The following is a 24,568-nucleotide window of genomic DNA, read 5'->3' as shown; positions in this document are numbered from 1 at the left end:
TAATTTAAAAGATTTTAAGTCCTTTTTTCAAAAAAGGAAATGAAAGTATAACCAATTAAACTTAAAGAGGGATTAAACAAGGCTTAGAATTTAGCCTTGTTTTGGAAAATTAAAAAATAAAATTAATTTAAATTTACAGGTCCATCACTAGCATGAGATTGTAAAAAACGCAATATTCTAGCTTTTTCTTCATCAGTAATTTTTGCAAAACCCTGCATGGCCGATAAATAAGCATCCCATTCTTCCATTAGATGTTCTTTTGGTTTATGAGCTGCATGGCAAGAAGTACAAGTATCATAATAAGTCAATTCCACCTCATCCCAAGCATCGATTTCTTTATCAGTCAAATCTTTGTTTTTTACCCAAAATTCCATAATAGGAGAAACATTTTGATTTTTAAGCTTTAAAAGTACATAAATTCCATCTTTAGTAAAAGCCAAAGTTTTTGGATCATTTTCCACTGCAAATCCACCAACTCTAATTAGACTCATATCGCCTTCTTTTTTAAGCACTTCAACCTTAACCCCTTCATAAATTTCACCTACAGCTTTTTTAGATTTCGGATCTAAAATTTCCACTTTTTCATTAAAAATATATGCATCTTGTGCAAAAGAAATTCCACATAAACAAGTCAATAAAATTAAAAACTTTTTCATTATTAAGCTCCTATGATTTCTGGTGGTGTTATTGATTTATAAGGTTTTACAGCTCCTTTAACCTTGCGAATAGCCACTAAACAAGTATTTACACTTGTTGCTTGTGCCATGGTTGAAGTTGGCCTTGAACTTGTTAAAACATTAACATGTCCAGCATTACATCTTGGTTTTCTATCATTTGCATCTTCAGGATCGTACCAAGCACCTTCTTGTATGCTAACTACTCCTGGCATAATTTTATCTGTTACAAAAGCACCCGCTAATAAACTTCCACGATCATTATATACTTCTACTACTTCACCATGCGTAATACCAAGCTTTTTAGCATCTTCACTATTTATAACCACTGGTTCACGACCTTGAATCTTGTAAAGATCTCTTACCCAAGTATTATCAAGTTGAGAATGTACTCTATATCTTGGATGCGGACTTAATAAATGGAATGGAAAATTCTTTGTAAGTTTTTCATTCCCCAACCATTCTGCCGGTTCAAACCAAGTTGGATGTGCTTTAAAATCTTCTAAATTATATTTTTCAAATTTAGGTGAATAGATTTGAATTTTACCACTTTCTGTTGCAAGTTTATTTGCGACTGGATCGGCTCTAAATTCTGAATGTCTTACAAAATCATAGGCTTCTTTTGGTGGCGTAAAATGAATAAAACCTTTATCCCAAAATTCCTTAAAGCTTAAGTAATCAGGACAATCGCTTCTTCCATAAAATCCTTCAAGCCATTGTTCTTTTGTTTTTCCTCCAGTAAATTTTTTATGTTCTCTTTCTCCTATTCTTTTTGCCATTTCTTCAAAAATATCATAATCATTCTTACTTTCAAAAACTGGTTCTATCACTTTTTTCATCGCATAAACATAGTCTTGAGAATACGATCCACCAAAACTAATATCATCTCTTTCCAAAGTTGTAGTTGAAGGTAAAACAATATCTGCCATTTTTGCCATAGGAGTCCACCAAGGCTCATGCACAATAACAGTATCTAGAGTTCGAATCGCACGAATAAGCTCATTCGTATCTGGATGATGTCCTAAAATAGAAGCACCTACTACATACATCATTTTAATTTTAGGAAAAGTAATTTCTTTACCTTTAAATTTAATAGTTTTACCTGGATTTAAAATAGCTTCTGAAACCCTACTTGCTGGAATATTAAAATCAAGATTATTTTTACCTTGCGGCAAACCTACTGGAAGTCTTACACCTGAAAATGCCTGTCCACCACCTGAATAATGCATAGAAAATCCGAATCCACCTCCTGGTAGGCCAATCTGTCCTATCATAGCTGCTAAAACCATCAAAGTCCAATCAGCTTGCTCGCCATGATGTGCTCTTTGCATAGCCCAGTTTCCTGCTAAAAAAGTGCGATTTTTAACAAAAGTATCTGCCAAAGAAATAATAACCTTTTCATCCAAACCTGTTATTTTTGAAGCCCATGCAGGAGTTTTTTCTATACCATCGCTTTTACCCAATAAATAAGGTAAAAATTTATCAAAACCATCGGTATATTTTTCTATAAATTTTTTATCATACTTTCCGCTTTTATAAAGATAATTCATAATACCAAGCATCAAAGCTACATCTGTATTTGGACGGATTTTAATCCACTGCGCATCTAAAATTTCTGCAGTTTGAGTATATTGAGGATCAATGCTTATAAATTTTATATTCGATTTGCGATATTTTTTATAATACTCATCATTCCCACGATTTGCAACTTTAAAATCGATTTGATTGCATTTATAAAGATCCGTACCCCAAAGTACATAAACTTGAGTATTTTTTAAAATTTGTTCATGGGTTGTTTGCAAAGAATAAACCTCCAAATCTCCCATAATACTAGCATTTACTTTTCCAGCTGCACCATTACTGTACTCACCATCTGTACCTATATGTCCACCAAGTGCTGTATTAAAAAATCTTCCTGCTACAGAATTACAATTATGCAATAAGCCTACATGTCCCCAACCGCCATAACTTGCATTAAATAAATTTTCAATAGGAGTTTCTTTAAATTTTTGCAAAATAAGCTCATAAGCTTTTTCCCAACTCACTCTTACAAAAGGCTCTTTACCTCTTAAACTAGGTTTTTTCTTACCTTCTAAAAAACTTTTTCTAACACAAGGATACTTCACTCTTGTATCTGAATAAGTCCTATCAATAATAGCATCTGTAATTACTGAAGGATGTTTATCAGATTGCTGAGGAGTAACTTTTACTATTTTACCTTCTGAATTTACATCAGCCCAAAATGCACCAAAATGCGTCGCATGAGGAACTTTTTTTATATCATAAAATTTAGTTTCTTTAGCTGCCATAAGTGGATTTACAGAAGCAACTACAGAAGTTGCGGCCAAAGTTTTAAGAAAATTTCTTCGTGAAATACCCATTTTATACCTTTATTAAATTTGAAATAATTTCAAATTAATTATAATACGATAGTTTTAAAATATGCTAAATTAATTATAAAATAATTTGTATTATTAAAATTAAATTTTATCAAATCATTCAAATTATATTTGAATACTTTTTTAAAATAAAAATTGATTATTTACTTTTTAACGAAATATATCTCTAGTACTCACATTAATTTTTAATATTATAAACTTAATTTTTATTCCTCAATTGCAATGAAATTAATTTTTATAAACTTTAATACTTTAGAAAATATTCTTTAATTTTTTTATTATTATTTGTTTTAGTCAATGCTAGCAACAAAAGAATCCTAGCTTTTTGTGGATTTAAATCATGCGCACAAATAAAACCTAAATTTTGGTCTTCTTGACTTACAATCACACTACCTGATTGGGTACGAGAACTTACAATAACCTTAAGTCCTTTTTTTATAAGCTCTTTTAAAACATTTTTTTGATCTTCATGTATACTTCCTGCACCACTTCCTGCAACAACTATACCCTTAGTTCCATGTTCAAATAAAGCTTTTGCAGCGACACCACTACCATCATTTGAATAGCTATAAAGAATATCTACTTTTGGTAAACTTGTGAGTTTGCTTACATCAAAAGGAGTGTTTTTTGTGTGAGCTTTAGTAACATTATTATAGAAAAAGACTTTACCATCTACTATATAACCCAAATCCCCAAAATCGGGAGAAGAGAAAGCATCAACATTTAAACTATGGGTTTTTACCACGCCTCTAGCACTTAAAATTTTATCATTCATAGCTACCATAACACCCTTGCCCTTAGATTCTTTATCAGCAGCTAATGCTACAGCATTGTAAAGATTTTTTGGCCCATCTGCACTTATAGCAGTTGATGGACGCATAGCGCCAACTAAAACTACAGGCTTATCACTTTTAATGGTTAAATTTAAAAAATAAGCAGTTTCTTCCATGGTGTCAGTACCATGAGTTATAACCACACCATCCACCCCTTCGGCAAAAAGCTTATTGATTTCTTTAGCAAGCTTTAGCCAAATTTCATCACGCATATTTGAACTATCGATATTTGCTATTTGTTCCCCACTAATATTAGCTAAATCTTGAATTTGTGGAACCGCTTTGATTAAAACATCTACACCAACAACCCCAGCTGTATAACCTGTTGTGGCAACAGCACTATCAATAGAACCTGCTATCGTTCCACCTGTTGCTAAAATGGCAATCTTTGGTTTAGCTTCTGCCATACATGCTCCTATAGATAAAAAACTAATACACATAATAGTAACTTTTTCACAATTCTCCCCTTATTTTGTTAAAATTCGTTTCATTAATGAAACTTATATAATATTAATAAATAATAAATAAAAATTTTATAAATTTTATAAAATTTCTTTAATAACAAATTGCGGAGTTACCAATCCTCTAAATTCATTCTTAGAAATACTTCCAAGCAAAGAAATATTTTGATTCAATTCTGGCTCTTTATCAAAATTAAAAAATAAAGCTTCTATGGTTTTATTTTCCTTGGTTAAAATAAGCTTTAAGTGTTTTTCATCTTTACCTAGAAGTTTTTTATTTTTTACACAAAGATTTTCTAAAACAAAAAAAGGTCGTGGATTTTTATGTCCAAAAGGTTCAAAAGATTCTAAAATTTCAAGCATTTCGAAATCAATTTCGCTAGGTTCTAAGATTCCTAAAATTTCATCCGAATCCAAAAATTCACTTTCAGAAATTTGCGAACATTCTTTTTTGATTTTATTTTTAAATTGTTCAAAATTTTCAGAGTTTAAACTGATTCCAGCAGCACCTTTATGACCACCATAATTGCTTAATATAGAATTTGTCTTAGAAATTAAAGCTAAAATATCAATCTTACCAACACTTCTTGCACTGCCTTTTAAGTGTTCTTCATTTTGAGAAAATACAAAAGCAGGTTTATTAAAATGTTTAGCTAAACGACTTGCCACAATCCCTAAAACCCCTTCATGCCAATTTAATCCCGATACCACAATACAAGAATCGTTTTCATCGATTTGATTTAAACTATCTTCAAAAAGCTGCTTTTCTTCATCTTTACGACTTTCATTAAAACTAACAATTTGCTCTAGATATTCTAAAGCTTTATTAAAATCTTTAGTGTGTAAAAATTCATAAGAAATACTTGCATCATCCATTCTTCCAGCACTATTTATAAGTGGAGCAATTAAAAATCCTATATTATCAAGAGCAAATTTATCCTTTTGATAATAATGCTTAATAGCCCGAAAAGCAGCTCTTTTGGATTTGTTAATATGATCTATACCACGCCTTACTAAAGCACGATTTAAATCTCTAAGCTCCATCATATCTGCAATAATTGCAATCGCCAAAAGTTCTAAAAATTTACTCATATCGTATTTAAGCTTGCAAACTTCTTTTAAAGCCGCTATCAAATACCATGCCACTTGAGCTCCACAAATTTCAATTTCTGGAAAATTACAATCTTTTTGCTTTGGATTGATAATGGCAAAAGCATCAGGCAAAACATCTTGAGGCATATGATGATCAGTGATAATCAAATCTATATTTTTTTCTTTACAGAGTTTGGCTGCTTCAAGAGCAGCTATTCCATTATCTACTGTTATTATTAAATTTACATCAAGTTCGTTGATGATCTCAGCATTTAATCCATATCCATCTTTAAAACGATTTGGAATTCTTACTATATAATCAAAACCTATATCATCGAAAAATTCTGCCATAATAACACAAGAAATGATTCCATCAACATCATAATCCCCTACTATGGCGACTTTCTCATTTTTTTCTACAGCTTCTTTGATTCGATTAGCTGCTTTATATGCATCCTTTAAACAGCATGGCAAAGGCAGATCACAAAGTTTGGTATGTAAATCTTTTTCAAAGCGTGAAGCCAAAATTTTTTTAATTTCATTTTTATTAATTATCTTCATAGTTTATAGCTGCCTTGATAAAACCGCAAATCACAGGGTTAACATGCTCAAGTCTTGAAGTAAATTCTGGATGAAATTGCACAGCCAAGAAAAAAGGATGACAGTTAAGTTCAACTGCTTCAATCAATCCTTTGCTTTCACCACTTACAATCAAACCGTGTTTTTCAAAATCTGCTCTATATTTTGGATTTGCTTCATAACGGTGGCGGTGGCGTTCTTTTACACTTTTTGCTTCATTATAAACCTTAGCCAAAAGGGATTTTTCCTTGATATCACATTTATAAGCCCCTAAACGCATAGTTCCGCCTAAAGGAGTTTTTGCAGTACGAATTTGTTTTTCTCCATTTGTATCCATAAATTCATCAATCAAATAAACCACAGGATTTTGGCATTTCTCATCAAATTCACTTGAATTTGCATCTTTAAGTTTTAATACATTTCTAGCAACTTCCACCAAAGCAAGCTGCATACCTAAACAAATTCCTAAAAAAGGAATTTTATTTTCTCTTGCGTATTGAATGGCTTTTATCTTACCTTCTACACCACGATATCCAAATCCCCCAGCAACTAAAATTCCACTCACATCTTTAAATACTTCAGCACTTTCCATATTTTCAAGTTTTTCACTATCTACCCATTTTAACTCCACTTTAGTATCTAGAGCTGCGCCTGCGTGTATAATAGCTTCAGTAAGGCTTTTATAGCTTTCTTTTAAATCCACATATTTGCCTACAAAAGCGATTTTAACTTCATTACTTGGAGCTATAACTCTTTTTACCAAAGAGTCCCAATTTTCCATATTAGGTTTTAAATTTTTCAAATCCAAAATTTCAGCAATAGGGCTTAAAATATCTTGCTTTAAAAAATTAAGTGGAATTTGATAAATACTAGCCGCATCAACACTTTCTATCACGCAATTTTTTTCCACTCCACAAGAAATAGCAATTTTATCTTTTAAATCTCTATCAAGAGCTTTTTCACTACGACAAATAATCATATCAGGACTAATGCCTATGCGTCTTAACTCGCCTACACTATGTTGAGTTGGCTTTGTTTTTAATTCTCCTGCAGCCTTGATAAAAGGTACTAGGGTAAGATGAATATTCATAGCATTATTTTTACCCACTTCCAAACGCAAAGCACGAATGGCTTCTAAAAAAGGCAAGCCTTCTATATCCCCAACAGTTCCGCCTATTTCAACGATGAGTATATCTTTGCCTTCTCCTGCTTTTTTAATGCGATCTTTGATTTCTCCTACTATATGAGGGATAACTTGAATGGTTTTGCCAAGATATTCTCCACGCCTTTCTTTTTCAATCACACTTTGATAAACGCGTCCTGTAGTAAAGTTATTATCTTGAGATAAACTCTCATCCAAAAAACGCTCATAATGCCCCAAATCAAGATCTGTTTCTGCTCCATCATCAGTTACAAAAACTTCCCCATGCTCAAAAGGACTCATGGTGCCTGGATCGACATTGATATAAGGATCAGCTTTTAAAATACTCACTTTAAGTCCTGAATTTTTTAAAAGTGTTGCGATAGAAGCAGCAGCTATCCCTTTACCCAAAGAACTTAAAACTCCACCTGTTACAAAAATATATTTTGTTTGTTTCATTGATAATAAGCCTTATTTTTTTATCTAATTATAGCTTGATAAAACTTTTTATTTCATTAGAATTTTAAGTAAAAAATGCAAGAATTACAAAAAATATTTTTATCAAAAAAGGAATAAGCATGCAAATCACTTTACTTTTTCACACTCCATTATCTATTTGTTCTCATGCAACAAGAACTTGTTGGCAAAGCTTTGAAAAAGGCGATTGCGGTGGCGAAAAAGATAAAGAACTTATCGATCGCGTGGGCAATAAATTCAAACACGCTTCAACCTTAGAACATCTAAACTATACTTTTTATATACAAGGAATTTCAAGAGCTTGTTTGCAAGAAGTTGCAAGACACCGTCACACTAGTCCTAGTGTAAAAAGCACGCGTTATACCTTAAAAGAACTTCGCAATGAAGCTGAATTTAAAATAGGAGATTTTGAAAATGCAAGCCGTTATCTTGTGCTTTGTGGTAATGAAGAGGTTGATAACGCAAGCATTAAAGCCTTAGAAAATTTACGCACTATTTTACAAAAAAGCATTAGTCTAGATATAGCCAAATACTGCTTACCAGAAAGCTATAAAACCGAACTTACACTAACGATTAATGCAAGAAGTTTACAAAATTTCATATCTTTGCGTAGTTCAAAATCAGCTCTTTGGGAGATTAGAAATTTAGCAAATGCTTTATTTGAAGCCTTACCACAAGAACACAAATTTATATTTGAACATTGCTTACATAAAGATATAGAATAAATCATACTAATTTTATCTTATTTAAAATATTTTTATGCTACCATTTATAAAATCAAGCTTTATGCAAGTATATTTTCATATACCTTGTGCTTGATTATAGTTTCTTATAAGGACTTTTTATGGATAAACAATTTTTTCAAGATTTTCTAATGATTTCACAAGCTCATACTATAACTACTCTTGCTATGCTTTGTGTTGTTTTTTACGCATTAAAAAAAATGCGGGATATAAAAATCAATTTTTCTCTTCGCATGCTATTTGCGCTTTTAATGGGTTTGGGGTTTGGTTTTGCTTTGCAATATTTGGCAAATTTTCCAGATGCTAAAGAAGCAAGTAATATTCTTTGGTATAGTGAAACAAAACATTGGTTTGCATTTGTAAGTTCTGTTTTTGTAGCTTTTATAAAAATGCTAGTTGTTCCTCTTGTAAGCATTTGCATTATAAAAGTAATTATAGAAATTGATAAAAATATCAAAATATCCTCCTTGCTTGGAATAAGTCTTTTTTGGATACTCTTTAGCACAGCCATAGCTGCAACCTTGGGTATATTTTTAGGTTATGGTTTTGATTTAGGAAGTAATTTTGCTATACATGAAGGAGATAAACAAATTCGCGAAATTCAAACTTTTTCAAATATTATACTAGGACTAATACCTAGCAACATCATTACAGCTATTAATAAAGAAAATATTATAGCTATTGTCATTTTTTCTTTTTTTATAGGAATTAGTGCTAAAAAAATTTCTAAAAAAGAAGAGTATGAACAAGCCTTTAAAAGTTTTCATAATTTTATCCTAACCTTTTATAATATTATGATGAACATGACTGCTACAGTTATTAGATTTATGCCTTATGCTGTAGTTTGTATGATGGCTAATGTGCTTTTAAGCAATGGTTTTGAAGCTATCAAAACAGCTGGACTTTTTATAATGCTTATTTATATAGCTATGTTTATAATGTTTGGGGTGCATTTTTTACTTCTTGCTTCACAAGGGTTAAACCCTATAAAATATGCAAAAAAAGCCTTTCCTGTATGGTTATTTGCATTTAGCTCAAGATCTTCTTTAGGCACTTTACCTATGACCACTTCAACTTTGCAAAATAAATTTGGAGTTAATTCAGCTATAGCTAATTTTGTAGCATCTATAGGTACAACAACAGGACTTAATGGTTGCGCAGGATATTTTCCAGCTTTAGCAGCAGTTTTTGTAGCTTTTGCTACACATACACATATTGATTTTACATTTGCTTTAATGATAGTTTTGGTAGCTGTGATTGGATCCTTGGGTATAGCTGGGGTACCTGGAAGCGCAACTATGGCAGCTTCTATTATGCTAGCAGGGATTGGATTTGGTAATAATTTTGTCATGCTAAGTTTGATTTTAGCCATAGATCCTATTATAGATATGGCAAGAACAGCAAGCAATGTCTCAGGAGCTATGACTTCGGCACTTTGTACCGCAAAAAATCTAAAAGCTCTAGATAAAGAAATTTACAATTCTTAATCTTTTAAAACCCAATGCTTTTCATTGGGTTTTAGTATTTATTGGCAACCTTCACATTCTATGCTACGATCTGCAACATTGACTTTTTCACTATCAGGGCTTTCACTTCTTAAATAATAAGTAGATTTTACTCCAAGCTCCCAAGCGAGTTGATAAATTTCATTTAAATATCCCCCACTTGCTTTATCGAGCGACAAAAAGATATTTAAACTCTGCCCTTGATCGATCCACTTACCACGCACAGCAGCAGCCTTTACAAGAATTTTTTGATCAAGTTCGTAGGCTGGAGTATAGTATTGCCAAGTATCAAGGCTTAAATTTGGCACAACAACAGGTATCATACCACTTAAATTTTGTTCAAACCACTTTCTTTTATAAACAGGTTCTATAGTCTGCGTAGTACCCACCAAGATAGAAATAGAAGAAGTAGGTGCAATGGCCATCAAATAACCATTTCTCATACCATCTTTTTTAACTTTTTCTCTAAGTTTAACCCAATCGCATTCACTTTGATCAAATAAACCTTCTCTTAAAGTTAAAGCTTTAGCCTTAGGACTTGCTACATCAATAGGAAAAATCCCCTTGCTCCAGTTTGATCCTTCAAAATCTTCATAAGAACCTTTTTCAAGAGCTAAATTTGAACTCGCATTAATAGCCTCAAAGCTAATTTGCTCCATAATCTCATCGATTTTATTTAAATGCTCATCACTTCCCCAATGAATCTTAGCCTCAGCAAGCATTTGTGCCTCACCCATGACTCCAAGACCTATGGCACGAGATTTTAAATTTGTATCTTTTACTTTTCTATGAGGATAAAAATTTAAATCAATTACATTATCAAGCATACGAATAGCCGTTGGCACAACACGCTCTATATCTTCTTTGGTATATACTTTGCTAAGATTTATACTTGCTAGATTACAAACGGCTGTTTTTCCATCATTTTTATATTTTTCTACTATATAAACTTTATTACCATCAATACTATCTAAAGTTGAGATTTTTTTGGCTGGTTTTTCATATCCCCCATCGATTACGACCTTTTGTTCTTCATCAAAATGAAGCTCATCTCCATTTTCAAAAACTACTTTAATTTGATAATAATTTGGCTCGGTATTTTGAAAAATTTCAGTACATAAATTTGAACTTCTAATAATTCCTACATGAGCATTTGGATTTGCTCTATTAGCACTATCTTTAAAACATAAAAATGGCAAGCCTGTTTCAAAATAATTTAGCAAAATTTTCTTCCAAAGCTCTTTAGCTTCTACGATTTCTTTGGTAATGCTTTCATCTTTTTCATATTCTTCATAGCGTTTTTCAAAAGCCTCGCCATATAAATCACACAAATCCGCTGTATCTGCAGGATCAAAAAGAGTCCATTTATCATTAGCTCTTACTCTCTTCATAAAAAGATCATTGATCCATAAAGCAGGGAAAAGTTCATGAGCACGGCGTCTTTCTTCACCTGAATTTTTACGCAAATCAATAAAATCACTTATATCCATGTGCCAAGGTTCTATATAAACGGCTATAGCTCCTTTTCTGGTTCCTAGTTGATCTACTGCCACGGCAATATCATTAGTAATTTTCAAGAAAGGTATAATCCCTCCTGCAGCGTTTTTATGTCCATCTATGCTTCCACCCATAGCACGCACTTTAGACCAATCCCAACCTATACCGCCACCAAATTTAGAAAGCAAAGCCATTTCTTGGTAAGAATCAAAAATACCTTCAATATTATCAGGAGTTGAACCTATATAACAAGAACTAAGCTGATGGCGCGTTGTTCTTGCATTAGATAAAGTCGGAGTTGCAAGCATGAGTTCAAATTTAGAAATTAAATCATAAAATTTCTTTGCCCATTCTTGGGGATTAAATTCATTCTGCGCTAAAAACATCGCAATAGCCATAAACATTTGCTGAGGAAGCTCTATAGGCATACCTTTGCTATCTTTAATCAAGTATCTATCATATAAAGTTTTAATACCAAGATAAGTAAATTGCATATCGCGTTCAGGTTTAATATAAGCATTTAAATCATCTAAATCATATTTTTCTTTAAGACCAAGTAAAATTCTTCCTTCTTTTTCACCCTTTTCAAAATATTCACGCAAATGATTATAGCGATTCATACCATTAACTTTTTTATATAAATCAAATAAAAAAAGTCTAGCTGCAACAAAGGTCCAATTTGGACAATCAATATCTATTTTATCTACTGCAGTTTTAATTAAAGTTTTTTGAATTTCTTCAGTTGAAATTCCATCACGAAATTGAATCTTTGCATCGAGTTCAAGTTCGCTTAAATTCACACCTTCTAAATCTTTTACAGCATCAGAGGTACATTTTTTGATCTTAGAAATATCCAATTCTTCTGTACGACCATTTCTTTTAATAACTTTCATTGCCTTCCTTGCTTTTTATTTAAATGTTCTTTTAAAAATTGCATCAACATTTTTTGTATAGTAGTTATAATCGAAACATTTTCTTACATCCTCTTCGCTCAAACTTTTTCTTAAATCCTCATCGCTTAAAAGCGCCAACAAAAACAAACTTTCATTTTTTTCATTGATAGCAGCCTTGCCATTTTGCAAATCCGCCCAAACTTTCATAGCATTTCTTTGAACTATTTTATAAGCTTCTTCGCGACTAATGCCTTTAAATGGAAGCTCTAAAAGCACTCTCCCTGAAAATACAAGCCCGCCTGTAAGATTTAAATTTTTCATCATATTTTCAGGATAAACCAAAAGCTTATCAATCAAATTTGTAAGACGCATAAGCATAAAATCAGCCGTGATAAAAGCATCAGGCAAAATAAATCTTTCGACACTAGAATGAGATATATCTCTTTCATGCCAAAGTGCAACATTTTCTAAAGCTGGAGCTACAAAAGATCTAAGCACACGACAAAGCCCTGTGATATTTTCACTTAAAACGGGATTTCTTTTATGTGGCATAGCTGAACTTCCCTTTTGTCCTACACTAAAATACTCTTCAGCCTCATAAACTTCAGTTCTTTGAAAATGTCTTATGGCTACAGCGATTTGCTCACAACTTGAAGCTAAAATCGCAATAGCAGAAATAACTTGAGCGTAACGATCTCTTTGAATCACCTGATTTGAAACAGGAGCGGCTTTAAGACCTAAATTTTTACAAACTTCTTCTTCAAATTCCAAAGGTGCATGAGCAAAATTTCCCATTGCACCGCTGATTTTTCCATAGCTTATCACTTCTTTTGCATGTTCTAAAAGCTCTTTTGCATGCAAAATTTCATCATACCAAATAGCTAACACCAAACCAAAAGTGATAGGCTCTCCATGAATTCCATGACTTCTTCCTACCATTAAGGTGTTTTTATGCTCCAAAGCACGCTTTTTGATCACTTCTAAAAGCAAAGAAACATCTTCTAAAATAAGCTCCAAACTCTCTTTTATCTGTAAAGCAACAGCTGTATCTATACAATCAGAACTTGTCATTGCATAATGCACAAAACGACTCTCTTCTCCCAAACTTTCACTTACACTTGTAAGAAAAGCGATAACATCGTGTTTTGTGGTTTTTTCTATTTCGTCTATTCTTGCAATATCAAATTTTGCATTTTTAAGAATTTTTTCGCAGTCTGTGTCATTAATGAGACCGAGTTTATTCCAAGCTTTTACAGCAGCTAATTCTACTTTTAACCACGCATCATATTTTGCTTGCATGTCCCATTTTTTAGCCATGATTTCTCTGCTATATCTTTCAACCATCTTTGAAACCTTTTTAGCTATAATTTTATATTTTAAAAAACGGAAATTATATCAAATTATCCTAAGAAAGTTATTAAATGGCCTACATAAAAATAAAACTCTCAAATAATGGAAAAAAGGCGTTTCAAGTCCTTATGGAAAATTTAAAAATTAGCATAAATGAAGCACAAAAACTCATAGACAAAAAAAGACTTTTTTGTGATGGAATTTTAGTAGAAGAAAAGAATAAAATTTTAAATGGTTTAGTAGAGCTTATAGTCTATGAAAACAACCCCAAAGGAGTAGAAATTGTCTTTGAAAATGAAGACTTTGCCATACTTGAAAAAGAAAGTGGGATCTTAAGCCATCCAAATGGTAGACATTGCAAATACAGTCTTAGTGATGAAATTTGGCATCTTTGGGGAAAAGAAGCTTGCGTAACACACAGGCTCGATAAAGAAACGAGCGGACTTATACTTATAGCCAAAAATAAAAAAGCACAAATTGATCTTAAAAGCTTATTTGAAAAAAAACTAGTTCAAAAAGAATACCTTGCTCTAGCTCATGGAAAAATAGAAGAAAATTTTATAGTTGATAAAGCTATAAATTTAACTAAAAACTACGATGATGTAAAAACAAGAATGCAAATTTGCAAAGAAGGAAAACAGGCTATCACTGAATTTGAAATTTTAGAATACTTTCCTAAAATCAACGCTACTCTTTTACTTTGCAAACCCTTAACAGGCAGGCAACACCAAATAAGAGTGCATTTGCACTATAAAAACCATACCATTTTAGGAGATCCGCTTTATGGGCTTAGCAAAGAACAAATCGAAAGCATTTTAGATGAAAAATTAAATCCTAAAGAACGCTTAAAACTTACAGGTGCCTTGCGTTTGTGTTTGCATTCTTATCGTTTGAAATTTCAATATAAAAATCAAAATTTTGATATCAACTCAAAAATAAACATAAAAGAAATTTTCAACAATTCCATAAAATAAAATGATGTTTCGCTACGCTACAATCAATCACTTTTTTACCAAATTTTAAAACAAAAAAATAATTCTTGCTAAAACTTTAAGTATAATTAAATAAAAAAGCGAGATTTTCTAATGAAATTTGTTAATTTTATACAGGATCAAAAACCCAATCTAGGAGTACTAAATTCTAATGGAAAAATTGTAAGTTTTGCTGATCTTGGCATTGAAACTAACGATATGAATGAATTTATTATCTATTTTGATAAATTTAAACACAAGCTTACAGACTTGGATTCTAAAATAGCCTATGAAATTCCAAAAGAAGATTATCTAGCCCCTATTATAGAACCTCGTCAAGATATTATATGTCTTGGGATTAATTTTTTAGATCATGCCAAAGAATCTGCCAAATTTAAGGGTGAAAAATTTGAAGAAAGAGAATATCCTGTATATTTTGGAAAACGCTGCAATCAAGCTACGCCACCTTTTGGTGATATACCTTTACATGCAGATGTAACTTCTCAGCTTGATTATGAATGTGAGCTTGCATTTATTTTAAGTAAAGATGCTTATAAAATCAAAGCTAAAGATGCAAAAGATTATATCTTTGGCTATACTATTATCAATGAAATTTCAGCTCGCGAACTTCAAAAACGCCACAAACAATTCTACCGAGCAAAAAGTCTTGAAGGTAGCACTATAATGGGACCTTATATCACAAGCGTAGATGAAATTTCTTATCCTCCTAAACTCCAACTTCAAAGCTATGTCAATGATGAACTACGCCAAAACTCTAACACCCGATTGTTTATTTTTGATATTGCTTATGTCTTAGAAGAACTTAGCGCGGGCATGCTTTTAAAAGCTGGAAGCATTATATCTATGGGAACTCCTAGTGGAGTAGGCATGGGGTTAAATCCACCTACTTTTTTAAAATCAGGAGATCAAGTTCGTTGTGTCATAGAAAATTTAGGAGAACTTTGTAATAAAGTAAAATAAAATAAAAAAATATTAAATAAAAAATATCAAATATTAAACAATTTACTAAAATTACACTATAATGGCTTTTTAAAAACTTAAAATTAAGGTTGAAATTTGCCATGAAAAAAATAATAATGATTTTATGTTTATCTTATGCAAATATAGTTTTTGCAATAGATATGATAACTCCTATTCCAAAATCTATCTCTTATGATAAAGAAAAAGCTGAACTTGGTAAAAATCTTTATATGGATAAAAGTTTATCCAAAGATGGAAAAGTTTCGTGCAATACTTGCCATAGGCTTGATCAGCACGGTGTTGATGGACTTGAATTTTCAATAGGAGTTGATAATCAACTCGATAAACCCTTTAACACTCCCACAACCTTTAATTCTGTATTTAATTTTGTGCAATTTTGGAATGGTAGAGCCAAAGATTTAGCAGAACAAGCAAAAGTGCCTTTTTTTAATCCCAAAGAAATGGGGTTAAGTCCTGAACTTCTTTTACAAAAAGTTAATTCTAATGAAGATTATGTAAAAACTTTTAAAAAACTTTATGGAGAAGTTACGGTAGAAAACATAGCTCTTGCAGTTGCAGAATTTGAAAAAACCTTAATCACTCCAAATTCTCCTTTTGATCGCTATCTTAGCGGAGATCAAAATGCTATTTCAGCTCAAGCTAAAAAAGGTTATGAAGATTTTAAAGCTAATGGCTGTATTTCTTGTCATCAAGGTCAAAATATAGGTGGAAATATGTTTCAAAAAATCGGTATTTTTGAAGAATACCCAAATCAAGAAGATTTAGGACGCTATGAAATCACAAAAAGAGAAGCTGATAAAATGATGTTTAAGGTTCCTAGTTTAAGAAATATAGCCAAAACCGCGCCTTATTTTCACGATGGTTCTATACCTACTTTAGATGCTTGTGTTCAGTTTATGGCTTACTATCAACTAGGAAAATTTTTAGATCAAAAAACAGTTGATAATATAGTTGCATTCCTAGAAAGCTTGACAGGAGAATATCATGACAAATAAAAAAAGTTCATTTTTGATAAAATTTATTATTTTATCTACACTAGTTTTAGCTTTTATTCTTGTTTTGCTAGGTATTATTTTTAACAACTACTCCTCATCTAAAGATAATAAAGACTTAATAAACATAGTTCAGCAGCTACAAATTTCAGATGAAAAAATCAATTCCGTTTTTCAAAATAGTTTTAATTTTATTAACTACGATCAAAGTGTTCAAGCAATAAAAAAAATGGAAGAAAACTTTAAAAGACTTAAAAATTTTGGGATTGACATAAACAGAGCAGAAGAAATTTTTAATGCCAAACTAATCCAGCTTAATTATTTCAAATCCGCAAATTCCATAGCAGTAAATTCAAAACTTTATTTGTTTGAATTGGCTAAAAATTATTTTGAAGAATTAGAACAAAACCATGAAACAAATAAAAACAACTATAGAACAATGAGTTCTATGTTAAGCGTTCTTTCAACTGAAAGTATTTTACAAAAAACAACACTCAATCAACTCAACAATCTTATGAAAGAAATCAAAAACGATACAAAAAGTGAAAATTTACAACTTTTTCTAAAACACTATAAAATGATTGTAAAACAGATTTCTATTATGCAAGATAATTCTTCTATTTATGAGAATAATTCTCTTATGAAAGAGTTAAAACAACTTAACACTTTCACCCAAAATACTATAGAACAATCCAATTTATTTAAATTTTATATCGCTTTAACAGTGTTTGGAATCACTCTTGTATTATTTGTATTTTTTATTTTATTAACACTAAAAAAAGTCATCATGCCAATTCATACTTTAGAAAAACTAAGCGCTAATTTAGCTAGTAAAGAAGCCAATCTACACTCTCGTTTAAATATAGATCCAAAAAGCGAACTTGGACAAAGTGCTCAATATATTAATTCATTTATATCCACCGTTCAAAACTCAATCATAGAAGCCATAGAAAATGCTAAATCAAGTCATCAAAATTCACAAAAGCTCAAAAACAACTCTATGATGCTTGAAAACAGTTCTAATTCACAACATGAACAAATTCAAGGTGTTAAAGAAATCACCTATGTCTTAGATGATCATATCAATCTTGCGGGAAATTTAGCGCAAGAAAGCATAGAAAATATGCAAGATATGCACATACTGATGGATAAGGTAGAACTTACTCTATCTGAACTTATAAATTTAATAAATGAAAATAATGAAAAAGAGCAAAATATAGTAGCCAATATGGATAATCTAACTCAAAGTGCAGATAATATCATAGAAATTACAAGTTCTATTAGAGATATAGCCGATCAAACCAATTTACTTGCCTTGAATGCAGCTATTGAAGCTGCAAGAGCGGGCGAACATGGACGGGGTTTTGCAGTTGTTGCTGATGAAGTAGGTCAACTTGCCGATAAAACAAGTAAATCTCTTTTAAATATAAATGCTACTGTTAATGCTATAGTCCAACAAATCAATGACAACAAAGCCTTAATGGATCTTATCCATGATTCTATGAAAGAAACCTCTTTAAAAACCAATGATTTGCAACAAGAACTTGTAAATTCTATGCATAAACTAGAAAGCTCTATAGAATCAACCCAAACCATGAAAGATAAAAGCATGGAAGTAAAAGATAAAATGCTTATCCTAGGAACAAGCATAGACAAGGTTAACGAACTTGCAAATTCTGTTAAAGATTTATCATCCGAAATCAATAACATCTCTCAAAATGTTCTAAATGGTGCGTCTAAACTCTCTGAAAAATTAAGTAGCTTTCAGTAACTTTTTTCGTGTTAATTTAAATTAACACGAAATTTTAATAAAAAATTTATCTTTAATTTATGTTTTTAAAGTAAAATTAACGGTTTTTATTTCATAAGGAGATACTATGGAGTTTCTTGAACTTTTATTAGTTTTAATCGCCTTGATACTGATTATCAAAAAACCAGAAAAAGAAAATTTGGCTTTTGGTTTGGTAATGGTAGCTTGGCTTTTAATGGTTTTTTTCTATGTTGGCCACAAAACAGGCGCACTATTAACAATAATGAATCTGTAAGGAAGGGCTAAATGAACGAAATCAATAAAACAAAAAATTTCTATACGCTAATGTGTTTAGCAGGCTTTTTGATCATACTCTTACCTGTAGGTATTGCAAATTTTGTATTTGGTTATATGTTGGGTGATAGTCCCTGCACGCTTTGCTGGGGACAAAGAGAAGCAATGATCTTTATCGGTGTGATGGCGCTTTTCATTGTTCGTTATGGTATGAAAGGTAAATACCTTGCTGCTCTTTTAATCATGACAGCAGTAGGCCTTTATCAATCTTTTGCTCACTATGGCAATCACGCTCATAGAGATTTAGATCAAGGTTTTGGTTTAGCAGTTTTTGGTATCCATACTTATTTTTGGGCTGAAGTGGTATTTTGGGCTGTTGTATTGCTTTTAGGTGTGATTTTTGCTTTTGCTCCTAAATTTAATGCTTTTGAAGCAGAATTAAATGGAGAAAAATTTAGAAAATATACGAAATTTTCTCTCGCAGCTGTAGTTATCAGTGCGATTGTAGTAGCTTCAAATGTTTTCCAAGCTTTTGTAAGCACAGGAATTCCTCCTTATGTGGGACAAGGCGATCCTGTAAGATTTAGCTTAAATCCAAAATACATCATTTGGAGTAAAGAAGGTTGGAATGGTTTATGGCAAAATATTTCTTTCTTAGGAAAGCGCGATGTTAAAGCTCCTGATTATGCTTTTGCACCTGCAAGTGAAAAACTTGGCATAAAATTTGATAATGATATCAACAATGCTCCATTTGCAAAAATCAATGATGAGCTTAAAATCTCAAATGAACAAACTATAAATTTTGACAAAGCCATCAATACTCTTGATTATATCAACAATGAATTTGTAGCAAGCTCTAAATGGGATGTGGCTTTCTTAGACAATAATTTTAGCGTTAAAGAAGGTTTTGAGCTTGATCCTTATTTTTCAGCTTCTATTGATCCAATTATTGGCATCATACCTTATATGAACGATAAATTCATTCTTATGGGCTCAAACAAATCTTTCTTAAGATTTGCAAAAAATCCTAATGCAAGTGAAGAAGATATCGCTAAACAATACGCTGATTTTGTAAAAGGTAATGATAAATTTAAAGGCCAAGGTGAAGGTTTAGGTCGTGGAAGACTTGATACTGTAAGAGCGAAATTTAACCATGTAGCAAGCATGAGCACAGATGGAAATTATCTTTATCTTGCAACTGTTCCAAACAACAAAGACGCTAAAACTTTTGTAATCTCTAAAGTTTCTTTAAAAGATCGTGTTCTTTCAGGAGAATTTACTCCAAAAGCAAATCTTAAAGAAGGTAAAACTTTAGGCGATCTTTATGTAACTTCTATGACTTTTAAAGATGGGGAAATTTATGCACTTAGTAAAAATCACAATGTGATTGCCGTAATTGATCCAGTTAAGGAAGAAGTAGTAAAAACTATCGCTTTCCCAAGCTCTATCACTAATGCTAGAAGCATTTTCTTTAAAGATGGAAAAATCAACATTCTTTCTTATCAAGATGGAGCAAACAAGCTTTATACTCTAAACTAAGCTTTAAGTCCTAGTGAAAACTAGGACTTATATTTGATCTTATCTTTAAACCCTGCTTTTTCAAAACCTCTTAAACGAAGCAAACAACTATCGCACTCCCCACATGCTTCATCTTCACTCTCATAACAAGACCAAGTAAGTTCTAAAGGTACATTTTCTTTTAAGGCTAGTTCTACAATTTTAGCTTTGTTCAGTCTAACAAGCGGAGTTTTTATATAAACTTTGAAATTCTTACTCGTGCCTTCATTGATAAATTCTTGTGCCTTTTGTATAAACTCATCAGTACAGTCAGGATAACCACTGCCATCTTCTTCTACCACCCCTATAAAAATACTCTCACAATTTTCCTTTTCAGCCAAAGATCCTGCTATGCTTAAGAAAATTCCATTGCGAAAAGGCACATAGGTGATAGGTGGGGTATCGCTTATGCAAAGCTCATTTTTAGGAATGTCTATACTTTTATCGGTTAAGGCATTACCCCCTATATCTTTGATAAAACTCACATCTAAAATATAAGATTTTTCTACTTTTAAAGCCTTGCAAATTTGCTTAAAACATTCTCTTTCTTTCTCTTGAGTGCGTTGTTCATAATCAAAATGCAAAGCGATGATTTCATAACCTTCTTTTTTGGCTAGATAAGCACACAAAGTGCTATCCATACCACCACTTATAATGCAAAGTGCTTTTTTACTCATTTTTATCCTTAAATTTGCTATAATTTCGCAATTTTAACGAAAATTTTTAAATTTAAATTGCAAAAAAAGGCAAAAGCATGATAAACATAAAACTCATAGAACACATTTTTAAAGCCGCTTCTATCAGTCGTTGGAATGATTATCCAAGAATGGCAAATTTGGTTGAACTTGACAAACAAGCTCATAAATTCATCATCGCATATTTTATCGCTAAAATGGAAAAAGATGTGGATATGAGAGTGATTATAGAAGGGGGAATTTTTGAGTTTTTAAGTCGTGTGGTAGTAACCGATATACGCCCTGATGTGTATCATGAAATCGTGCGTCAAAAAAAAGCTGAAGTTAATGCTTGGGTTTTAAGCAAAATCGAACCTATGATAGAAGATATAGAAGATGGGGAATTTCTAAAGCGTTTTGAAGCGTATTTAAACGGTAATGCTTATGCTAAAGAAAGACTTATCTTAAAAGCAGCTTCATATTTTGCTACAAGATGGGAATTTAACATAGTTTATCAAACCTCAGCTTTTTTAAATGATATTGATGAGATTAAAAACAAAGTTGAAGAAGAATTAGAAGATTACTATGAACTTATAGGAGCTAGAAAAATCGCTTTAAATCAAAAAATTGCAAAAATTATTGATCTTAGCGGAAGACTTCGCTTTCAAAAGCGTTGGGCTCAAACTCCACGCATACCAGAAACTGCGGTTTTAGGACATATGCTTGTGGTGGCGATTTTAGGATATTTTTACTCACTAAAAATCAAGGCTTGCGATAAAAGACTTGAGAATAATTTTTATTGTGCTTTGTTTCATGATTTACCAGAGTCTTTAACACGTGATATTATCAGCCCTGTAAAATACGGTATTGATGGGCTTCATGACATCATAAATGATTATGAAATGAAACTTATTAATGAGAGAATTTTACCCTTCGTGCCTGAGGGTTTAAGGGCTGAGTTTTCTTATATTTTAGGTATTAGAGAAGGTAGAAACGGTGAGTCAAATTTTGTAAAAAATGAGTTTGAAAACCGCACTTATAAAAATGCTAAAATCGAGCTTTGCAGCGGAAGCTTAAGCTCTTTTAATGAAAATGAATTTGGCGCTATAGATGGTAAGGCGCTTAAATACTGCGATAAAATCGCCGCTTATATAGAAGCAGGACTTAGTATAAGCTATGGTGTAAAGTCTAAAGAACTTGAGAGTGGTTTTTTAGGAATGCATGAGTTTTTTAAAGAAAATCCTACTATAGATGGGGTGAATTTTTTTGAAATTTGTGAAAGTTTAAGAGAGTATTTTAAAATTTAAATAAGATTTTTATACTCCTATTTTCAATATATTTTAAATAAAAATATTATAAATTCAAATTTTATTTTGTATAAAATATAAAGGAGTTATTATGAAAAAATACTTTCAAAAGCGCTATACTTTAGCCTTTTTTATAGGTATATTAGCGGGTATTTTCGGAGCTATTGTTAAATGGGGGTGGGAAGTACCTTTTCCTCCAAGAAATCCCAATGTTTTTTGGCCAGCAGATGCTTTAGAACGCGTTACTCCACCTAAAATTTTTCTAGAACAACTAGGCTTACCTACTGATTGGACTTATATGTTTTCAGGTATGCAAATGCCTTTGTCAATTTTTATAGTGCATGTTGGTTTTTCTATTGTTTTTGGAGTGGCTTATTGTATGATAGCGGAAAAATGGCACCGTATTACTATGTGGCAAGGTGCAGTTTTTGGATTTTTTGTTTATCTTTTTGCCCATGTTATTGTAATGCCTTTAATTGCAGAAGTTCCACCACTTTCTGAAATTCCTTTTGATGAACACCTGTCTGAAATTTTTGGACATATTGTTTGGCTGTGGGGCATGGAAATAGTTCGTAGAGATATAAGAAATCGTATAACCAAAGAAATAGAAGAATGAAAGGTTTCCTTTCATTCCATATCCAAAACCGCACCTTTACTAGCATTGCTAACAAGTTTTTGATACATTCTAAGCCATCTTGAAGGCACTTCTTTTTGAGGTAATACAAATTCTTTTTTGCGTTGAGTGATTTCTTCTTCACTTAAATTTGCATGGATGGTATAAGCATCTACATCAATTTCTATTTCATCTCCATCTTTTAAAAGTCCTATAAGACCACCTTCAGCTGCTTCAGGGGAAATATGACCGACGCTTAAACCCCTTGTAGCCCCACTAAAACGACCATCAGTGATTAAAGCTACATCAGCACCCAAACCCATACCCATTAAAAGTGAAGTAGGGCTTAACATTTCTTGCATACCAGGGCCACCTTTTGGACCTTCATAGCGTATCACACAAACATTTCCTTTTTGCACCTTGCCTTTAATGATGCCTTTTATAGCTTCATCTTGAGAGTTAAAACAAACAGCTTTGCCTTTAAATTTTCTTTCTCCAACTATTCCTGCGGTTTTTATAACACAACCTTGCTCAGCTAAATTTCCAAACAAAATAGCAAGCCCACCTACTTTTGAGTAGGCATTATCTACCTTACGAATGATATTTTCATCTTTGATTTTGGCATTTTTTAAGCGTTCTTTGAGACTTTCTCCTGTGATAGTCAGTGCATCAAGTTCTAAAATATGTCCTTGTCTGCTTGAAATTTCAGCCATAACTGCACTCACACCCCCTGCTTTGTGGATATCATCCATATAAACACTATTTAGCGATGGGGCTATTTTTGCTATGTGTGCAACTTTGCTTGAGATAAAATTTAAATCTTTAATATCTAGCGCTACCCCTGCCTCACGCGAAATGGCAAGCATGTGTAAAACTGTATTGCTACTTCCACCCATTGCCATATCTACTACCATGGCATTACGCACGGCTTTTTGAGTGATGATATTGCGAATTTTAAAACGCTCATCTAAGGCGATTTCACAAATACGACGCGCTGCTTTTCTTAAAAGCTCTTCTCTTTCTTTGCTTAAGGCTAAGATGGTTCCATTACCTTCTAGTGCTATACCCATAGCTTCGCATAAGGTATTCATGGAATTTGCCGTAAACATTCCCGAGCAAGATCCACCACTTGGACAGGCTGAACATTCTATGTCTTTAAATTCTTCTTCGCTAATTTTTTTGGCTTCATAAGCCCCTACAGCTTCAAAAACAGAGCTAAGACTGATCTTTTCTCCTTTTTTGGTTACTCCTGAAGCCATAGGCCCACCACTTACAAAAATGGTTGGAACATTGACCCTTAAAGCTCCCATTAACATACCAGGAGTGATTTTATCGCAGTTTGGAATACAGATTAAAGCATCAAGTTGATGAGCATTCATCACTGTTTCAATGGAATTTGCGATGATTTCACGACTTGGTAAAGAATAAAGCATACCTTCATGTCCCATAGCTATACCATCATCTACGCCTATGGTATTAAACTCAAAAGGCACACAACCATTTTTGCGTATCTCATCTTTAATGATTTTAGCATAATCATTTAAAAAATAATGCCCTGGGATTATGTCTATATAGCTATTTGCTACACCTATAAAAGGTTTGTCAAAATCTTCATCTTTCAAACCACAAGCACGAAGTAAAGAACGATTAGGTGCTTTTAAATGTCCTTTTTTTATCGCATCGCTTCTCATTGTAACTCCTGATAATAATTTTTTAAAATTATATTTAGCAAAGCTTAATTTTTGTGAAATTTATTTTGATATA

19 protein-coding genes are annotated in these 24,568 nt (G+C 32.1%); 10 read left to right on the top strand and 9 right to left on the bottom strand.

What is annotated here, in order from left to right; all coding sequences use genetic code 11:
• Positions 1-122: 122 nt before the first annotated feature.
• From ELQ11_RS07625 to ELQ11_RS07605, 5 genes are all read right to left on the bottom strand, one after another.
• Positions 123-656: a hypothetical protein gene (locus ELQ11_RS07625; protein ID WP_002871164.1), complete on the bottom strand. Its 534-nt coding sequence runs from the start codon at positions 654-656 to the stop codon at positions 123-125.
• Between the two features lie 2 nt (positions 657-658).
• Positions 659-3,055 (bottom strand): molybdopterin-dependent oxidoreductase, encoded by a 2,397-nt coding sequence (locus ELQ11_RS07620; protein WP_002871162.1) that lies wholly within the window; start codon positions 3,053-3,055, stop codon positions 659-661.
• Positions 3,056-3,317: 262 nt separating this feature from the next.
• Entirely contained in the window at positions 3,318-4,346 is a 1,029-nt protein-coding gene (locus tag ELQ11_RS07615) for a type II asparaginase (RefSeq protein WP_126214499.1), read from the bottom strand.
• 102 nt (positions 4,347-4,448) lie between these two features.
• Positions 4,449-6,020 (bottom strand): single-stranded-DNA-specific exonuclease RecJ, encoded by a 1,572-nt coding sequence (gene recJ, locus ELQ11_RS07610; protein WP_002871160.1) that lies wholly within the window; start codon positions 6,018-6,020, stop codon positions 4,449-4,451.
• A complete protein-coding gene (locus ELQ11_RS07605) occupies positions 6,007-7,638 on the bottom strand; it encodes a CTP synthase (protein ID WP_002871159.1) in 1,632 nt (543 codons plus the stop codon). Before ELQ11_RS07605 ends, recJ begins: the two co-directional genes overlap by 14 nt.
• A 119-nt stretch (positions 7,639-7,757) precedes the next feature.
• Here ELQ11_RS07605 and thyX point away from each other — a divergent pair, with 119 nt between their 5' ends.
• Complete coding sequence (thyX, locus tag ELQ11_RS07600; RefSeq protein ID WP_002871158.1) at positions 7,758-8,381, top strand: FAD-dependent thymidylate synthase; 624 nt, start codon at positions 7,758-7,760, stop codon at positions 8,379-8,381.
• A gap of 119 nt (positions 8,382-8,500) precedes the next feature.
• Positions 8,501-9,886: a cation:dicarboxylase symporter family transporter gene (locus tag ELQ11_RS07595; protein ID WP_002871157.1), complete on the top strand. Its 1,386-nt coding sequence runs from the start codon at positions 8,501-8,503 to the stop codon at positions 9,884-9,886.
• A gap of 38 nt (positions 9,887-9,924) precedes the next feature.
• Here the strand turns inward: ELQ11_RS07595 and ELQ11_RS07590 are convergent, their stop codons facing one another.
• Positions 9,925-12,294 (bottom strand): ribonucleoside-diphosphate reductase subunit alpha, encoded by a 2,370-nt coding sequence (locus ELQ11_RS07590; RefSeq protein WP_002860869.1) that lies wholly within the window; start codon positions 12,292-12,294, stop codon positions 9,925-9,927.
• 15 nt (positions 12,295-12,309) lie between these two features.
• Positions 12,310-13,638 (bottom strand): adenylosuccinate lyase, encoded by a 1,329-nt coding sequence (gene purB, locus ELQ11_RS07585; RefSeq protein ID WP_126264579.1) that lies wholly within the window; start codon positions 13,636-13,638, stop codon positions 12,310-12,312.
• Positions 13,639-13,715: 77 nt separating this feature from the next.
• On the opposite strand from purB, the gene ELQ11_RS07580 reads away from it, so the two are divergent.
• The 6 genes from ELQ11_RS07580 (at position 13,716) to dsbI (ending at position 20,192) form a co-directional block, all read left to right on the top strand.
• On the top strand, positions 13,716-14,618 hold the full coding sequence (locus ELQ11_RS07580; RefSeq protein WP_052859117.1) for an RluA family pseudouridine synthase: 903 nt from the start codon (positions 13,716-13,718) through the stop codon (positions 14,616-14,618).
• A gap of 111 nt (positions 14,619-14,729) precedes the next feature.
• Complete coding sequence (locus ELQ11_RS07575) at positions 14,730-15,596, top strand: fumarylacetoacetate hydrolase family protein (RefSeq protein WP_126230590.1); 867 nt, start codon at positions 14,730-14,732, stop codon at positions 15,594-15,596.
• A gap of 101 nt (positions 15,597-15,697) precedes the next feature.
• Complete coding sequence (locus ELQ11_RS07570; protein WP_134225229.1) at positions 15,698-16,612, top strand: cytochrome-c peroxidase; 915 nt, start codon at positions 15,698-15,700, stop codon at positions 16,610-16,612.
• The gene (locus ELQ11_RS07565; RefSeq protein ID WP_126229668.1) at positions 16,602-18,380 is read left to right on the top strand and encodes a methyl-accepting chemotaxis protein; all 1,779 of its coding nucleotides are present in this window, start codon (positions 16,602-16,604) and stop codon (positions 18,378-18,380) included. Before ELQ11_RS07570 ends, ELQ11_RS07565 begins: the two co-directional genes overlap by 11 nt.
• 106 nt (positions 18,381-18,486) lie before the next feature.
• Positions 18,487-18,654 (top strand): disulfide bond formation protein Dba, encoded by a 168-nt coding sequence (gene dba / locus ELQ11_RS07560; RefSeq protein ID WP_002779270.1) that lies wholly within the window; start codon positions 18,487-18,489, stop codon positions 18,652-18,654.
• A gap of 11 nt (positions 18,655-18,665) precedes the next feature.
• Positions 18,666-20,192, top strand: coding sequence for a disulfide bond formation protein DsbI (gene dsbI / locus ELQ11_RS07555; protein ID WP_134225228.1), 1,527 nt, complete (start codon positions 18,666-18,668; stop codon positions 20,190-20,192).
• Positions 20,193-20,212: 20 nt separating this feature from the next.
• On the opposite strand, the gene queC is transcribed toward dsbI, so the two are convergent.
• Complete coding sequence (queC, locus tag ELQ11_RS07550) at positions 20,213-20,887, bottom strand: 7-cyano-7-deazaguanine synthase QueC (protein ID WP_002871557.1); 675 nt, start codon at positions 20,885-20,887, stop codon at positions 20,213-20,215.
• Between the two features lie 77 nt (positions 20,888-20,964).
• On the opposite strand from queC, the gene ELQ11_RS07545 reads away from it, so the two are divergent.
• Both ELQ11_RS07545 and ELQ11_RS07540 read left to right on the top strand, forming a co-directional pair.
• On the top strand, positions 20,965-22,191 hold the full coding sequence (locus ELQ11_RS07545) for an HD domain-containing protein (protein WP_002853125.1): 1,227 nt from the start codon (positions 20,965-20,967) through the stop codon (positions 22,189-22,191).
• 91 nt (positions 22,192-22,282) lie between these two features.
• Entirely contained in the window at positions 22,283-22,807 is a 525-nt protein-coding gene (locus ELQ11_RS07540; RefSeq protein WP_002860860.1) for a YagU family protein, read from the top strand.
• An 11-nt stretch (positions 22,808-22,818) separates the two neighbouring features.
• On the opposite strand, the gene ilvD is transcribed toward ELQ11_RS07540, so the two are convergent.
• Positions 22,819-24,495, bottom strand: coding sequence for a dihydroxy-acid dehydratase (gene ilvD / locus ELQ11_RS07535; protein WP_070274832.1), 1,677 nt, complete (start codon positions 24,493-24,495; stop codon positions 22,819-22,821).
• Positions 24,496-24,568: the final 73 nt, after the last annotated feature.

Origin of the sequence: Campylobacter sp. US50a (assembly GCF_004379015.1) — a bacterium.
GTDB classification, from domain to species: Bacteria; Campylobacterota; Campylobacteria; order Campylobacterales; family Campylobacteraceae; genus Campylobacter_D; species Campylobacter_D jejuni.
The sequence above is the reverse complement of the archived record's forward strand: the minus strand, read 5'-3'. Positions and strand labels throughout refer to the sequence as shown.

Coding starts and splice junctions, on each gene's coding strand:
- ELQ11_RS07625 (WP_002871164.1), bottom strand. CDS start 656: ATGAAAAAGTTTTTAATTTTATTGACTTGTTTATGTGGAATTTCTTTT.
- ELQ11_RS07620 (WP_002871162.1), bottom strand. CDS start 3,055: ATGGGTATTTCACGAAGAAATTTTCTTAAAACTTTGGCCGCAACTTCT.
- ELQ11_RS07615 (WP_126214499.1), bottom strand. CDS start 4,346: ATGTGTATTAGTTTTTTATCTATAGGAGCATGTATGGCAGAAGCTAAA.
- recJ (WP_002871160.1), bottom strand. CDS start 6,020: ATGAAGATAATTAATAAAAATGAAATTAAAAAAATTTTGGCTTCACGC.
- ELQ11_RS07605 (WP_002871159.1), bottom strand. CDS start 7,638: ATGAAACAAACAAAATATATTTTTGTAACAGGTGGAGTTTTAAGTTCT.
- thyX (WP_002871158.1), top strand. CDS start 7,758: ATGCAAATCACTTTACTTTTTCACACTCCATTATCTATTTGTTCTCAT.
- ELQ11_RS07595 (WP_002871157.1), top strand. CDS start 8,501: ATGGATAAACAATTTTTTCAAGATTTTCTAATGATTTCACAAGCTCAT.
- ELQ11_RS07590 (WP_002860869.1), bottom strand. CDS start 12,294: ATGAAAGTTATTAAAAGAAATGGTCGTACAGAAGAATTGGATATTTCT.
- purB (WP_126264579.1), bottom strand. CDS start 13,638: ATGGTTGAAAGATATAGCAGAGAAATCATGGCTAAAAAATGGGACATG.
- ELQ11_RS07580 (WP_052859117.1), top strand. CDS start 13,716: ATGGCCTACATAAAAATAAAACTCTCAAATAATGGAAAAAAGGCGTTT.
- ELQ11_RS07575 (WP_126230590.1), top strand. CDS start 14,730: ATGAAATTTGTTAATTTTATACAGGATCAAAAACCCAATCTAGGAGTA.
- ELQ11_RS07570 (WP_134225229.1), top strand. CDS start 15,698: ATGAAAAAAATAATAATGATTTTATGTTTATCTTATGCAAATATAGTT.
- ELQ11_RS07565 (WP_126229668.1), top strand. CDS start 16,602: ATGACAAATAAAAAAAGTTCATTTTTGATAAAATTTATTATTTTATCT.
- dba (WP_002779270.1), top strand. CDS start 18,487: ATGGAGTTTCTTGAACTTTTATTAGTTTTAATCGCCTTGATACTGATT.
- dsbI (WP_134225228.1), top strand. CDS start 18,666: ATGAACGAAATCAATAAAACAAAAAATTTCTATACGCTAATGTGTTTA.
- queC (WP_002871557.1), bottom strand. CDS start 20,887: ATGAGTAAAAAAGCACTTTGCATTATAAGTGGTGGTATGGATAGCACT.
- ELQ11_RS07545 (WP_002853125.1), top strand. CDS start 20,965: ATGATAAACATAAAACTCATAGAACACATTTTTAAAGCCGCTTCTATC.
- ELQ11_RS07540 (WP_002860860.1), top strand. CDS start 22,283: ATGAAAAAATACTTTCAAAAGCGCTATACTTTAGCCTTTTTTATAGGT.
- ilvD (WP_070274832.1), bottom strand. CDS start 24,495: ATGAGAAGCGATGCGATAAAAAAAGGACATTTAAAAGCACCTAATCGT.